Here is a 13,111-nt window from a genome sequence, read left to right as displayed (position 1 = left end):
GACGTTGCCCTGCGGCAAAAGGGGAGTTGCTTGCAATCGGGAAATGGTTATGGTAAGCTCCTGCAATGGTCGGCGCCCCTGTCTTGATCCCGCAGGAGTGGCCGTCCATTTTATTTTTGTGCTCCAGTTTGCGCCGTTTCGTCCAGGTGTGTACCGCGGATGGAACGGCGCGATTTTTTATTTTACATGTGATTTGTTTGAGGAGTCCGTAAATTTCTTGCTTGGAGGAAGCAGGCCCATGGTTGAACGTATTCCCATGACCCGAAACGGCCACGAAAAACTGCGCCAGGAACTGAATCAGTTGCAACGGGTGGAACGCCCCCGGATCATTCAGGCCATCGAGACGGCCCGGGAGCATGGCGATTTGAAGGAAAATGCCGAGTATCACGCGGCCAAGGAACGTCAGAGCCATGTTGAGGGGCGAATCATGGAATTGAAGGATAAGCTCAGCCGTTCCGAGGTGATCGACTGCTCTGCCCTGGATTGTGAGCGGGTGGTGTTCGGGGTGGTGGTTACCCTGGTTGACCTCGACACCGACGACGAGATTCGTTACCAGTTGCTGGGGCCGGAGGAGGCCAGTGTGGAGGATGGCAGCATTTCGGTGCTTTCCCCTCTGGGTCGGGCGATGATCGGAAAGTCGGTGGGCGATGAGGTCGTGGTCAAGACCCCGGGCGGGATCCGGCAGTTCGAAGTTATGGAGATATCCCCTCCCGAGGCGGGGTAGTCTTGTAAGCGTTTGCAGGTCACCTCAGCTTGCGGGTGGGCTCGGCCTTTGTGCTGGAGTGCGCGGCATCGGGAGAAAGCCGCAAGCTTTGGCACCCCGCGGGTGCTTACCCGTAGCTCGCCAGAGCCAGATCAGCAACTCTTGAACCGAGGTGCCGTCGCTGCCGAAAAAGCCGGGACCGGCGTTTTCAGCGGACTGTTCGATCAGTCGGTATTGATCCCCCGGATGAAGACATCGGTGATCTGGTTGGCGGTCTCTTCAATGGAATAGGGGTGATCGGGGGAGAGTACCCACAGCCGGGCGGTTTCATCCAGGGCCCCGAAAAAGGCCCGTTTAAAAACGCCGGGCAGTACATCCGGGCGGAAAATACCTTGCTGCTGTCCCTGTTTGACGATCCCGGAAATAATATCCAGGTATTCGCTGAATTTGGTTAGACGGTACTCGCGCATGAATTTGTTGCTCTGGCGCAACTCCATTTGCAGCACCTCCGCCAGCTCCCGGCGGTCATCCATTAACTGCAGGTGATGAAGGGCGAAAACCCGCAGCATCTTCCGGGGGTCGTCGCCGGCCTCGGAGTCCAGCAGCAGCTTGACCTCCAGGATGATTTTGCCGATCTCCTCTTCGAACAGGGAAATCAGAATATCGTACTTATTGTTGAAGTAAAGGTAGATGGTGCCGTCTGCCACCTGGGCTTCCTTGGCGATGTCGGCGATGCGGGCATGAAAAAAACCTTTGCGGGAAAAGACCCTGATGGCGGCCTCAATAATTTTGGCGTGTTTGTCGGCGGTACGTATCATGGCAAGACTGAGTCCCGGCTCGGTAAATAGGGGGCGCGGCAGCAGGCCCAAAATGGCCTGCCATTTCGTGCCGTAAGATAACAATCCTTAAGATACAATTCCCGGTCGGGCCCGTTTGCGCTTGCCGTCTGACAGCCCGATGAAATAAGGACTGTCAGACGGCCCATAAATCATGGGACCGCCAAAACCATTGGCACTCGAAGTGACGGTGGTTTAGCGAGGCTGCCAGACCGGCGGCCGGCAAACTGGCTGACCGACTGGGGTGGGTGGTCTCTGGGTTGGTGGCTCAAAAAAATGGGTGAACCATCATTCATTTTTATTTTTTTAAAATTACCATATTTATTCATGATGATCGCGACCTGTCAAGAATAATATTGCTACTACCACCTTGCGTGGTGTTAAGCTCCGTGTTTCCGCAGGCTGTTCGTCTGGTCGAGAAAATGGTTGTTTGCTGGTCTTCTTGGCCATCAGCGGCGGCATTGGTAATTTTCCGGCAATCTGAGCTCCGGTGGTGTCGTGTGGCTTGACAAAAGGGCGTTGCTGACGGTATTTTCCGACAATCTGAGAACTGTATCCCGTTAACTGAAAAACCGGAAGCCCCAAGCGTAGCGAAGCTGCAAAAGAGCAAACAGGTCCCTGGGATACCTGGCAATCGCTTATTTTTCCCGTGGCCCGGCGGCGACCGGAAAGACCGGAAAGGAAGAGAGTTACAATGAAAATTCTGGTAATCGGCTCCGGGGGGCGTGAGCATGCCCTGGCCTGGAGTTTTGCCCGTTCTCCCCGGGTAAGCGGAGTTTACTGCGCTCCCGGCAACGCCGGGACCGAGGCGGTGGCCACCAATGTCGATCTGGACACCACGGATCATGCGGCACTGATTGCTTTTGCCCGTGCCGAAGGTATCACACTGACGGTGGTGGGGCCCGAGGCCCACCTGAGCCGGGGGATAGTTGATGACTTTGCCGCCGCCGGCTTGCGGATCTTCGGGCCCAGTCGACAAGCGGCGGCCCTGGAAGGCAGCAAGGTGTTCATGAAAAACCTGCTGGCCAAGCACCGGATCCCCTCTGCCGCCTATGCGGTATTCCAGGACCAGGCGCAAGCGGTGGCCTATCTTGATGGCGGTGCTGTGAGCTACCCGGTGGTGGTTAAGGCCGATGGCCTGGCCGCCGGGAAAGGAGTGATCATTGCCGCCGACCGCGGGGAGGCTGTGGCCGCCCTGGAACTGATCATGGGGGAAAAGGCCTTTGGTGAGGCCGGCAGCCAGGTGGTGATTGAAGAATTTCTAACCGGGGAAGAGGCCTCTTTTATCGCTTTCACCGACGGCAAGACGGTGCTGCCGCTGCCAAGCTCCCAGGACCACAAGGCGGTTTTTGACGGTGATCAGGGTCCCAATACCGGCGGCATGGGAGCATACTCGCCGGCGCCGGTACTGACGCCGGAGTTGGAACGCCAGGTGATGGAAAAGATCATGTATCCCACGGTGGCAGCCATGGCGGCGGAGGGGCGCCCGTACCGAGGGATGTTATACGCCGGCCTGATGATCGACCGGGGTGAGGCCAAGGTGCTGGAATTTAACTGCCGCTTTGGCGATCCCGAGGCCCAGCCGCTGTTGATGCGCTTGCGCAGTGACCTGTCCGAGGTGATGGACGCGGTGATTGATCAGCGGTTGGCCGAGATTACCCTCGATATCGATCCCCGCCCCACCGTTTGCGTGGTTATGGCCGCCGGCGGGTACCCTGGTGCCTATGCCTCCGGTCGGGATATCCAAGGCCTGGAGGCGGCGGGAGAGCTGGCCGGGGTGGAGGTTTTTCATGCCGGGACGCGCCGTGAGCACGAAAGGATTGTCACCGCCGGCGGGCGGGTGCTGGGCGTAACCGCCCTGGCCGATGACTTGCCGGCGGCCATCGCCCAGGCCTACCGGGCGGTGGGGCTGATCTCATGGCCCGACTGTTATTTCCGGCGGGATATTGGGCAAAAGGCCCTGCGCCCCCGCTGACCACAGTTAAGACCTTCAGACCTGGAGACTCAGCCGGCTTGCAACCTTCTAATCATCCCGAGGCAGTGGTTACCCCTGCCGAGTTGGAACAGGCGGCGGCGATTATCCGCCGCGGCGGCATCGTCGCTTTCCCCACGGAAACCTATTACGGACTGGCGGTGGACCCTTTCAACCGGGAGGCGCTTTCCCGTCTTTTCGCCCTCAAAAGGCGCGCTCCGGACAAGCCTATTCTCTGCCTGGTTCCCGACCGGGAGCATTTGTTCTCCCTGGCCGATTCGATCCCGCCCTCTTATGAACCTTTGATGGAGGCCTTCTGGCCCGGTCCGTTGACCCTGATTTTTACCGCCCGCGAAGAAGTGCCGGTAAGTCTCACCGGTTACAGCGGCACCGTGGGCGTTCGGCTTTCCTCGCATCCCGTGGCGGCTCGTCTGGCGCAGATCTATGGAGGGGCCATCACCGCCACCAGCGCCAATTTTTCCGGACATCCGGCGGCGGTGAACGCCGCTGAGGTGGGAGCCCAGTTGGGTCCCGACGTGGATTATATTCTTGATGGCGGCGAGACCCCCGGCGGAGCCGGCTCAACCCTGGTCGGCGTGGAAAATGAGCAGTTGGTGCTGCGGCGCCCCGGGGTGATCACCCGACAGGAACTGAATGATGTGCTGGGTCCGGAGCGGATAATCGCTGGGCCCGAAGAGGGTAACTGATCGCTCACGGAAGAGCCTGCCTGGGGGCGACAGGTGTTGATTGGGGGGTGGTTTGGTGACCGTGATGGCCGCTGAAGGGCAACGTTGGAGGATTTTGTTGATGGTGTTGGAATTGCAGTGGGATCGCGGTTTTGCCTTGGAGCAGGCCGGTGATGACGAGGAATTGCTGACCGAGTTGCTGGGGATGTTGCGCCAGTCCTCGGCGAATGATCTGCGGCGGATGAAAGAGGCGTTGCAGGCCGGTGATGGACCGGCCCTGGCCGATGCGGCCCACAACACCAAAGGGGCGGCCGCCAGCCTGGGTATGGAAAGTGTGCGCCTGCTTGCCTCGGACCTGGAACAGGCCGGTCGAGCCGGAGAACTGGCCGGGGTTGCGACCCAGCTTACCACCCTTGAGACGTTGCTGAAGCAACTGCCGGCAGGCTAGCAGCCCGGCAAATCGGTTGCTGCGGGGGTTGTGCCGCAGGCTGCCGCAATCATTGGTGCCGGGGGCAATTATTGCGTGACGGTTTTAATGATCACCTCTTATGCCGGTTGCCGCTTTCAGGGCGGCAAGCCGACCATGCCGGATTAACCATGCCATGAACATATCCCAGCAGATAGTCAGTAAGTTCACTGCCACCAAAACCCTGCCCCACGTAGCTTTAAAGGTCAACCAACTGGTCCGGGATGAACGGGCCACCATGCATGACTTTGAAGAGGTAATCAGGCTGGACCCGGTGCTGGTTACCCGCTTGTTGCGGCTGGTCAACAGTCCCTATTTCGGCCTGGCCAAGAAGGTTGAGTCTATCTCTAAGGCGGTTGTTTTTTGTGGTTTTAAGCAGTTGCGCAACCTGGTGGCGGTGGAGGCCCTGCGGGGGATGTTCAAGGGAGATGGTGAGCGTTTCTCCCGGGAAAAGCTGTGGTTGCATTCGGCCACCGTGGCCATTTTAGCGGAGATGATTGCCAAGCGTATTTTCGGCTTGGAGGGAGAGGACGTTTTCCTGGCCGGCATTATTCACGATGTCGGCCTGGTGGCGGAAGATCAGGTGGCCGGGGAAGAACTGCGTCTGGCCGCCGACGCCACGCGCCGGGGCGAGGGATCGCTGGTGGCGAGTGAGCGGCGCTACCTGGGGACCGATCATTGCGAAATCGGCGCCTTGCTGGCCAAGGAGTGGAAGCTTGGTGATGAGGTGCTCAAGTCGATCCGCTATCACCATGATGAACGAAAATCCTTTACCCTGCCCAGTGTGCCCGCCATCATGGTTCTGGCCGATTTTATGGCCTTCAAGATGCAGTACAACCCGGTGCCCGGGGTGCCGGTGCCCTCGCTTCCTCCCGCCCTGGCCCGGCACGTGAAAAGCATGATGGCCAATTACAAGATCATCGTGCGTGATCTGCCGGAGGAAATGGAAAAGGCCAAGGAGCTCTACCGTATTGATGATTGATTCAGACTTTACGGAAATTTTTGGCGAACTGCTTGGTGAGCACGACGCCGAAGAGGAATTGCTGGCGGCGGTGGCTGCTCTGGTCCCCGGCAGTGGCCTGCTTCTGCTGACCGAGGACGGCACCCGACTGCGGGCCGGAATCCCCCTGGAACTGTCGGCGGACCAGGAAACAGCCTTACGGGCGGATCTGTCCCAAGTTGCCGCCACAGCGCCCCGTTCGGCCCCGGTTTTATCCTCTCCGGCGGCGCAACGGACACAAACAGGCTGGGTTTACGCCCTGACCGTGCAGCGCTTTGCCGGAGTCCTGTTCTGGCTGATTCCCGGCACCGTGAACCTCGTGGCTGAACCGGCCGGGGCCTTTCTGCTGCATAATACCCTGCTTTACGCCTTGGGTGAACAGGATCGCCAGGAGATGGCCGCCCAAGAGGGGCAGTTCCGGAGCCAGATTGAAGTGCTCAAGCGGCAGCACGGTCGGCTGATCGAGGATAACTACCGGCAATACTCAATAAATCGGGAAAAGGAACAGGAGTATGCCCGCACCCTGGAGAGTGAAATTGCCCGCCAGACCGCCGAGCTGAGAAAAGCCAACGCCCGGCTGGAAGAAAGCAGCCGCCTGAAAAGTGAATTTCTGGCCAACATGAGCCATGAGTTGCGGACGCCGATGAACGCCATCACCGGTTTTGCTCAACTACTGGCGGATACCTCGTTGGATACGACCCAGCAGGAGTACTGCCGTACCATTCGCCAGTCTTCGGCCACCCTGCTGGCCTTGATCAACGATATCCTCGATCTGGCCAAGATTGAAGCCGGACGCCTGGAACTGGAAATTGTGGCCTTCGACCTGGATGAACTGCTGGAAAGTGTGGCGGCCATGTTTTCCCTTTCGATTCGCGAAAAAGGGATTGCCATTCAGGTGCGGCGTGATCAGGGCCTGCCCCGCGCCTACCTGGGAGACAGCCACCGCTTGCGTCAGGTTCTCACCAACCTGGTGGGCAATGCGGTCAAGTTCACCGAAAGCGGCGGGGTGGAACTGCTGGTGGAGTCCGTCGCCCCGCCTGAAGCGGCGCGCCAGGAACAGTGGCTGCGTTTCGTGGTCCGTGACAGCGGCATTGGTATTCCGCCGCACCGGTTGGAGGCCATCTTCGAGAAATTTACCCAGGCCGACGGTTCCACCACCCGGCGCTTCGGGGGCACCGGACTGGGGCTGGCCATTTGCCGGCAACTGGTGGAGCTGATGGGGGGCCGGATCGAGGTGGAAAGCCTTGAAGGGCAGGGCAGTTGCTTCAGCTTTACCATCGGCCTGTCGGCGGTTGAGGCGGCGGACCTGGCGGCGGCTCCGGCCCCGGCGGCCCCGGCCCCCGGTCGGTGGCCGGAAGCCGGCGGTCGGCGGGTGCTGCTGGTGGAAGACAATCCGGTTAATCAGCGGCTGGCCTCCCTGATGATCAGCAAGCAGGGCTGCGAGGTGGCGGTGGCGGCGGACGGCCTGGAAGCCCTGGCGCGGTTGCGGGAGGAAAAATTTGACCTGGTGCTGATGGATGTCCAGATGCCCAGGCTGGATGGCCTGGCGGCCACGCGGGAAATCCGGTTGATTGAAAAAGACCTGGAGCGGCGCGGTGAGTACGCTTCGCTGGCCGGGGGCCGCGGGCCGATCCGGATTGTCGGGCTGACCGCCCATGCCCGCAGCGAAGACGAGCAGGCCTGTTATGCCGCCGGCATGGATGATTTTTTGAGCAAACCCATTGTCCGGGAAAAGCTGCTGGAGGTGCTCAGCGGCCCCGTTGCGTAAGTTCGTAAGCGTTCAATCGCACCGCATCTTCGGGCGATCAGCCAGGCTTACGGCCCGTTATACCTGTAGGTTAGTGCCCCCGGTGAACGGTTACGATTCTGGACGTCTCCGGGGCCGGCGGGACGGCAAAGGCCAGCCGGATATCCAGGTGTCTTGCCGGCAGCAGGCCGCCCAGCCTTTCCGGCCACTCGATGACGCAGACGCCATCGCCATAAAGGTAGTCCTCAATCCCCAACTCCAGCAGTTCATCCTCATCGCCGCCCAAACGGTACAGGTCGAGATGAAAAAGCGGCAGCCGCCCCTGATGTTCGTGGATCAGGGCAAAGGTGGGGCTGGTCACCGGCTGTTCGGGCGGCACCTCCAGGCCGGCGGCAATGGCCCTGGTAAGGGTGGTCTTGCCGGCGCCCAAAGGGCCGTACAGGCAGATGATGTCCCCGGCGGCGGCTTGCCGGCCCAGCTCGCGGCCGAATGCTTCCAGGGCTGCCAGGTCGGGCAGAATCTGCTCAATGGGCTCGCTCAAGCTCATTCCGGTCGCTTGTGGCAGAAAAGGCAACGATAGGTCGGCGGGTGGTCTTGCGACAGCGGGCTGATCCCATCGGGTTGATGGCAGGACTCGCAGAAACTCTCCGCCTCCTTGCGGTCCATTGTAAAAAAGTGCTGGTGGTTTTCGTCTTGGGGCAGTCGCGGGGTGGTTTCCGGCGGGGCGTTCCAGAGAAAAAGCAGCAGGCCCAGCACAACCACTACGAACACAATATTGAGCAGCAGTGTCTTACGTTTGGGGGGGGTGGCGGTCATTGGTTGCTCCTTTGTTGAATATTGCAGTTGTCACGTAGTGTTGGGGTAACAATTTAGTAAGCGTTCAGCAGCACCGCATCTTCGGGCGATCAGCCAGGCTTACGTACAGGGGGTACGCTGCGCCTGGCTGCAAGACCAAACCTGCGGCACTGTTGAACGCTTACGGCCAGTTATACCTGTAAGTTAATACCCTTGGTGAAAGGTTACACAATTTAAGGTGCATTGTTATGGTGTCCCCGCTTGGTGGCGGGCGCGAATTTCCAAACTGTCGGGTTGCAGCAGCCTCCAGCGCAAAGCCAGGGCCAGGGTTTCCAGAATCAGGCGCCCGGCCGGGGGCAGAGCGGTGGTAAGGCGAACCAGGCGGCTGTGCTGGCGGTGCCGGGAAAGCAGAGGGGCCAGGTCCGGGGCCTGGCCGTGGTCTTTAAGGATCGTCGCCGCCACCGCGCGGCCGGAATACAAAGCGGCGGCGATTCCTTCACCGGTGAGGCCGGAAGCCAGGCCGGCGGCATCGCCAGCCAGAAAAAGACTGCCGAATCGGCTGCCCCGGTAATCGAAGCTGACCAGCGAGGCCCGGGGGCGAGCCTGGTCAAGCCGGAGGCCCCGTTTTTCCGCCCAGAGATGGAGCCGGTCATGCAGCAGGTGTGAACGCTGGCGGCGGCGAAAGGCGTAAACCCCTACCGAGGCACTGTCACGGTGGGGAAAGATCCAGGCGTAACCGCTGCCGAAAAGCCTGGGTTGCAGGTGCCACTCCATCTCCGGGAAGTGGCCCGGCACCTGGTAGGTGATGCCGATACCGGCCAGAACCAGGGGCAGGCCGAGGTGGCGGCGGACCAGGGAGTTGCTGCCGTCGGCGCCTACCAGATACTGGAAGCTGATCTCGCCCTGGTCGGTGGTCAGTGTCCGACCGTTAATCCGCAGTGCCCTGGTGCCGGTCTGAATCACCGCGCCGGCGGCTTCGGCCCGCTGCTGCATCCAGCTTCCCAGCCGCTCACGGTTGATGGTGTGGATGATCGGATCCTCTCCCTGGAACTGGAAGTCCTGGCAGGCAGTGACAATTCGCTGGCGATGAAAACTGCGCTCCAGCAGTTCCGGCGGCATGTCCGGCTCCAAAGAGCCGGCGGGCACCCCGCCGGCACAGGGTTTGGGTCCGGCGGTGGACAGTCGCTCCAGTACCAGCACCTCCCTGCCCGCCGCCGCCAGGGCTGTGGCGCAGGCCAGGCCCGCCGGACCGGCCCCGATAATGATGGTATGAGCGGAAGAGATTGGCATGACTTAACGCTGGGTAAGTGATCACGGGGGCCAAGGGGTGAGCGGTTACCACAATGGTCTGGAGGCGCTTGCCAGGATCATCAATTACACAATTTGGCCCCTGAAGCAAAAGGAATTTGCCCCATGGACTACCTTTTTCCGGTTCTCTGTGGTAAAATTCCTTCCCTGTACCATTCGGGAGCAGCCCCGGCCGGGGCCCGCTACATCATTTAGTTTGCAGCCGTTTCCTGCGGGAAAATCTTTGTTGTTTGATTCTTAACCAATTTCGGAGAGTTTATTGTCATGAGTCTTGAACCTATCCAGAAAAGGGAAAAGAAAAGCGCTTTTCCCTGGCGTTTTTGGTTGTTGGTGGTGGCTGCGGCCATCCTGGTGCCGGTGCTGGTCATCCTGGTCCGCCTCCACGAGGGGAATCCTCCCCGGCTGGGGCTGGACCCGGAAGTGGCCTGGGTCGGCCAGCACAACGAGTTTGCGGTGCTGGCCGCCGATGAGCGCAGCGGCTTACGTTCAGTGGAGGTACTGCTGCGCCAGGGAGGTCGAGAAGTCGGCCTGCTGAAGCGGGAGTTTCCCCGGGCCAGCGCCTTTTTTCGCGCCGGTCCGGAGGAATTCCGGGAAGTAGTTGAGGTGGTCGGACGCGAACTTAATCTGCGGGAAGGTGAGGCTGAACTGGTGCTCAAGGCCGGAGATTATTCCTGGCGCAACTGGGGCAGCGGTAACTACCGGGAAGAGATTTATCCCGTGGTCATTGACACCCGGCCGCCGGTGATCAACGTTGGGGCCGCCACGCGTTACGTCCGGGCCGGCGGGGCCGGGGTGGTGCGCTACACCATTGATGAAGAGGTGGTGAAACACGGGGTGGAGATCAACGGCTTTTTCCACCCCGGCTTCCCGCTGGCCGATGACAGGTCCGGTGAATATCTGGCCTATATCGGGTTGCCCCATGATACCACTTCCCTCGATCAGGCTCAGGTGGTGGCGGTGGACCGGGCCGGCAACCAGGCCCGGGCGGGGCTGGGTATCAACCTGCGGCAGGTGGAATACTCCACCGGCCGGATCAATGTTTCCGACAGTTTTCTGCGCAGCAAATTGCCGGAGTTTGTCACCCACTACCCGGAGCTGTCCGGCAGTTACCTGGAGCAGTACCTCTATGTCAACCGCCGGGTGCGCGAGATGAATGATCGGCGGATCATGGAGATCTGCCGAGATTCACACCCACAGCGGCTCTGGGAAGGCAGGTTTTTGCGCATGGCCCGGAGCAGCGAGCAGGCCGGGTTTGGCGATCACCGCAGTTATTTCTATGATGGCCGCAAGATCGATGAGCAGACCCACCTTGGCATTGACCTGGCCTCGGTGCGGCAGGCGGAGATCCAGGCCGCCAACCACGGTATTGTGGTCTTCGCCGAGTACCTGGGGATTTACGGCAATACGGTGATCATTGATCACGGCCAGGGGATCTTCAGCCTGTACTCCCACCTGAGCCGGATCACCACCGAGGTGGGCGAGCGGGTGGCACGGGGTGACCAGCTGGGTTACAGCGGGGTTACCGGGATGGCCGGCGGCGACCATTTACACTTCAGCATGCTGGTCAACGGTATTTTCGTCAATCCCATCGAGTGGTGGGATCGTAACTGGGTAGAAAATCAACTCACCGTGGAGCCCTGAAACCTTGTCACGGATCAGGGTCCTGCCGGAAAACCTGGCCAACCAGATCGCCGCCGGTGAGGTGGTGGAGCGCCCCGCATCGGTAGTCAAGGAGTTGCTGGAAAACGCGGTGGATGCTGGAGCCCGCAACATCAGCGTACAGGTGGAAGGCCGGGCCGTGGGGCTGTTGCGGGTCAGCGACGACGGCAGCGGCATGGACGCCGATGACCTGCTGCTGGCCCTGGAGCGTCACGCCACCAGCAAAATCGCCGATGCCGAGGGGCTGGCCGCCATCAGCACCCTGGGTTTCCGGGGCGAGGCCTTGCCCAGCATCGCCTCGGTTGCCCGCCTGTTGCTGAGCTCCCGCCCCCAGGGCGCCGATCTCGGGACCCTGGTGGAGGTGCGCTTCGGCACCGTGCGCCGGGTTCAGGAGACCGGGGCGGCCCAAGGCACGGTGGTGGAGGTCCGCGATCTCTTTGCCAATGTGCCGGCCCGGCGCAAGTTTCTCAAAAGCCCCCGCACCGAGCTGTATCATGTGGAAGAGTGCGTGAAAAACTGCGGCCTGGCCTTCCCCGGTCTGGGCCTGCACTACCAGGTGGACGGCCGGACGGTGCTGCAGTGGCCCGCCGGGGTCGATGACGCGGCGGGGCGAATCAGGCGTTTGCTGGGCAAAAGGGGCGAGCTGGAACTGGTTCCGGTGGGTGAGCCCGGGGAGGGAACGGTCTCGGAGCCGGTGGTTACCGGTTTGCTGTTGACCCCGGAAGAGACCCCGGCCACCGGGGCGCGCCTGCGGCTTTTCGTCAACGGCCGCCCGGTTCGGGATCGGATGTTGAGCCACGCCGTGGCGGAAGGTCTGCACCACCAGCTGTTGCGGGGACGGCAGCCGGCAGGGGTGCTTTTTCTAAGGGTTGATCCGGCGACGGTGGATGTCAATGTCCATCCCACCAAGCAGGAGATCCGCTTCCGGCAGTCCGGCCAGGTCCATGATGCGGTGCGGGCGGCGGTGCGCAAAGCGGTTGAACTGCACGAACAAGAGAAAAGCCGGCGCCTGTTCGGCTCAGCGGGGGCAGCGGTGCGGAAACCGCCGGCGCCAGAGGCCGGGCAGCGGGCGCCGGCAGCTGAGTCGGCTGCCCAGGGTCGGCTTTTCCGGTCGGCAACAGCGGCGGGCGGATCGGTTGCACCGGCCGCCGCCCTGGGCGCCGCGTCCCCGTCGCCGCCGGAGACTGTTTTGGCGATCAACAGCGCGGAGGCGCCTGGCGACTATCCTTCCAGCGCGGTGGCGCAACCGCCGCCGGCGGTTGCCGAACCCCCGGCCCCGCCGATTGCGCCTGAACCGAGGGCGGCAGCGTCTCCGGCAATCGCCTGCGGGCTGGAAGATGCCGCCCCCCAACTGCTGGGCCAGGTGCTGCATTCCTATATCATCTGCGCCACCGCCGACGGCATGCTGGCCATTGATCAGCATGCCGCCCACGAACGTCTGCTTTACGAACGGTTGCTGGCCCAGTACAATGAGCGGGGGCTGGCGCGGCAGGCCCTGCTTTTCCCGGCCGTGCTGGAGTGTTCACCGGCCGAGGCGGCGGTGCTGGAAGCCCGTGGCGGGGAAATTGCCAGGCTGGGGCTGGGAATCGAGACTTTCGGCGGCCACAGCTATTTGATCAAGGCCGTACCGGCGTTGCTGGCCTCCCATTCCCCGACGGAAATTCTGGCCGGGGTGCTTTCCCGCTACCTGGATGATGGTACGAATCGCGGGGGAGGGGACGGCCGCCTGGAAGCGGTACTGGCCGGGATGGCGTGCAAGGCGGCGGTAAAGGCCGGGCAGGTGCTGGCGCCGGCAGAGATGCAGGGCTTGCTGAAGGAGATGCAGGGGGCGGGGATCTTTTCCCGTTGCCCCCATGGGCGCCCGGTGGTGCGGCATTTCGGGGCCCGCGAACTGGAGCGGTGGTTTAATCGGTAATCGACCAGCCGCACCGTGATCGCT

General features: G+C 61.5%; 12 protein-coding genes. 8 read left to right on the top strand and 4 right to left on the bottom strand.

Translation table 11 applies throughout. From position 1 onward, the window contains the following. Positions 1 to 238 precede the first annotated feature (238 nt). On the top strand, positions 239 to 724 hold the full coding sequence (gene greA, locus DAAHT2_RS06905) for a transcription elongation factor GreA (RefSeq protein ID WP_013163572.1): 486 nt from the start codon (positions 239 to 241) through the stop codon (positions 722 to 724). A gap of 203 nt (positions 725 to 927) precedes the next feature. On the opposite strand, the gene DAAHT2_RS06900 is transcribed toward greA, so the two are convergent. Then, positions 928 to 1,521, bottom strand: coding sequence for a TetR/AcrR family transcriptional regulator (locus DAAHT2_RS06900; protein WP_041719461.1), 594 nt, complete (start codon positions 1,519 to 1,521; stop codon positions 928 to 930). 712 nt (positions 1,522 to 2,233) lie between these two features. On the opposite strand from DAAHT2_RS06900, the gene purD reads away from it, so the two are divergent. The 5 genes from purD to DAAHT2_RS06875 all read left to right on the top strand — a co-directional run bounded on the left by purD (position 2,234) and on the right by DAAHT2_RS06875 (position 7,431). Continuing rightward, positions 2,234 to 3,514 carry a phosphoribosylamine--glycine ligase gene (gene purD / locus DAAHT2_RS06895; protein ID WP_013163570.1) on the top strand — a complete coding sequence of 427 codons (1,281 nt, stop codon included), beginning with the start codon at positions 2,234 to 2,236 and terminating at the stop codon, positions 3,512 to 3,514. A gap of 38 nt (positions 3,515 to 3,552) precedes the next feature. Continuing rightward, entirely contained in the window at positions 3,553 to 4,218 is a 666-nt protein-coding gene (locus DAAHT2_RS06890) for an L-threonylcarbamoyladenylate synthase (protein WP_013163569.1), read from the top strand. A gap of 100 nt (positions 4,219 to 4,318) precedes the next feature. Then, positions 4,319 to 4,645, top strand: a complete 327-nt coding sequence (locus DAAHT2_RS06885; RefSeq protein ID WP_013163568.1) for an Hpt domain-containing protein — start codon at positions 4,319 to 4,321, stop codon at positions 4,643 to 4,645. 154 nt (positions 4,646 to 4,799) lie between these two features. Further along, positions 4,800 to 5,645, top strand: a complete 846-nt coding sequence (locus tag DAAHT2_RS06880; protein WP_013163567.1) for an HDOD domain-containing protein — start codon at positions 4,800 to 4,802, stop codon at positions 5,643 to 5,645. Further along, positions 5,638 to 7,431 carry an ATP-binding protein gene (locus DAAHT2_RS06875; RefSeq protein ID WP_013163566.1) on the top strand — a complete coding sequence of 598 codons (1,794 nt, stop codon included), beginning with the start codon at positions 5,638 to 5,640 and terminating at the stop codon, positions 7,429 to 7,431. The genes DAAHT2_RS06880 and DAAHT2_RS06875 overlap by 8 nt, the downstream gene beginning before the upstream one ends. A 70-nt stretch (positions 7,432 to 7,501) precedes the next feature. On the opposite strand, the gene tsaE is transcribed toward DAAHT2_RS06875, so the two are convergent. From tsaE to DAAHT2_RS06860, 3 genes are all read right to left on the bottom strand, one after another. Continuing rightward, entirely contained in the window at positions 7,502 to 7,957 is a 456-nt protein-coding gene (gene tsaE, locus DAAHT2_RS06870) for a tRNA (adenosine(37)-N6)-threonylcarbamoyltransferase complex ATPase subunit type 1 TsaE (protein ID WP_013163565.1), read from the bottom strand. Next, on the bottom strand, positions 7,954 to 8,226 hold the full coding sequence (locus DAAHT2_RS06865; RefSeq protein ID WP_013163564.1) for a hypothetical protein: 273 nt from the start codon (positions 8,224 to 8,226) through the stop codon (positions 7,954 to 7,956). The genes tsaE and DAAHT2_RS06865 overlap by 4 nt, the downstream gene beginning before the upstream one ends. 225 nt (positions 8,227 to 8,451) lie before the next feature. Further along, complete coding sequence (locus DAAHT2_RS06860) at positions 8,452 to 9,495, bottom strand: NAD(P)/FAD-dependent oxidoreductase (RefSeq protein WP_013163563.1); 1,044 nt, start codon at positions 9,493 to 9,495, stop codon at positions 8,452 to 8,454. Positions 9,496 to 9,777: 282 nt separating this feature from the next. On the opposite strand from DAAHT2_RS06860, the gene DAAHT2_RS06855 reads away from it, so the two are divergent. Beyond that, positions 9,778 to 11,154 (top strand): M23 family metallopeptidase, encoded by a 1,377-nt coding sequence (locus DAAHT2_RS06855; RefSeq protein WP_013163562.1) that lies wholly within the window; start codon positions 9,778 to 9,780, stop codon positions 11,152 to 11,154. A gap of 4 nt (positions 11,155 to 11,158) precedes the next feature. Continuing rightward, positions 11,159 to 13,087, top strand: coding sequence for a DNA mismatch repair endonuclease MutL (gene mutL / locus DAAHT2_RS06850; RefSeq protein WP_013163561.1), 1,929 nt, complete (start codon positions 11,159 to 11,161; stop codon positions 13,085 to 13,087). Positions 13,088 to 13,111 lie beyond the last annotated feature (24 nt).

The sequence above is a fragment of the Desulfurivibrio alkaliphilus AHT 2 genome, from assembly GCF_000092205.1.
Taxonomy (GTDB): domain Bacteria; phylum Desulfobacterota; class Desulfobulbia; order Desulfobulbales; family Desulfurivibrionaceae; genus Desulfurivibrio; species Desulfurivibrio alkaliphilus.
The sequence above is the reverse complement of the archived record's forward strand: the minus strand, read 5'-3'. Positions and strand labels throughout refer to the sequence as shown.

Bases quoted from the DNA above. Each gene is read 5' to 3' on its own strand.
- DAAHT2_RS06855 (WP_013163562.1), top strand. From the start codon at position 9,778: ATGAGTCTTGAACCTATCCAGAAAAGGGAAAAGAAAAGCGCTTTTCCC.
- greA (WP_013163572.1), top strand. From the start codon at position 239: ATGGTTGAACGTATTCCCATGACCCGAAACGGCCACGAAAAACTGCGC.
- purD (WP_013163570.1), top strand. From the start codon at position 2,234: ATGAAAATTCTGGTAATCGGCTCCGGGGGGCGTGAGCATGCCCTGGCC.
- DAAHT2_RS06900 (WP_041719461.1), bottom strand. From the start codon at position 1,521: ATGATACGTACCGCCGACAAACACGCCAAAATTATTGAGGCCGCCATC.
- DAAHT2_RS06860 (WP_013163563.1), bottom strand. From the start codon at position 9,495: ATGCCAATCTCTTCCGCTCATACCATCATTATCGGGGCCGGTCCGGCG.
- DAAHT2_RS06880 (WP_013163567.1), top strand. From the start codon at position 4,800: ATGAACATATCCCAGCAGATAGTCAGTAAGTTCACTGCCACCAAAACC.
- DAAHT2_RS06875 (WP_013163566.1), top strand. From the start codon at position 5,638: ATGATTGATTCAGACTTTACGGAAATTTTTGGCGAACTGCTTGGTGAG.
- tsaE (WP_013163565.1), bottom strand. From the start codon at position 7,957: ATGAGCTTGAGCGAGCCCATTGAGCAGATTCTGCCCGACCTGGCAGCC.
- DAAHT2_RS06865 (WP_013163564.1), bottom strand. From the start codon at position 8,226: ATGACCGCCACCCCCCCCAAACGTAAGACACTGCTGCTCAATATTGTG.
- DAAHT2_RS06885 (WP_013163568.1), top strand. From the start codon at position 4,319: ATGGTGTTGGAATTGCAGTGGGATCGCGGTTTTGCCTTGGAGCAGGCC.